The 230-nt window shown below is 42.6% G+C and carries 1 pseudogene; it reads right to left on the reverse strand.

Going from position 1 to position 230, the window contains the following annotated elements:
• Window positions 1-230 (reverse strand): annotated as a pseudogene (locus HMPREF0519_RS13000) (MFS transporter); the annotation flags it as partial.

Raw genomic sequence — 230 nt, forward strand, 5'->3', positions numbered from 1 at the left:
GTTGCTACTGCCACCGTTGATTTCCGAGTAAAACTCATCACTGCGGCAAAAATACCGGCTCGGCGACGCTTCGTCACAATTTCGTCTAAATCGGGAATAAACGGAAAAACATTCCAAGGCGTAAACTCCAAGGTTGCTCGGCCGATTTGATAAAACAATGACACGAAGAAGAGTAACAAGATCGTATGGGAAGTAATATGAAGTTGGAAAATCAAATAATATCCAACCAG

Source organism: Lentilactobacillus hilgardii DSM 20176 = ATCC 8290 (genome assembly GCF_000159315.1).
Lineage (GTDB): Bacteria > Bacillota > Bacilli > Lactobacillales > Lactobacillaceae > Lentilactobacillus > Lentilactobacillus hilgardii.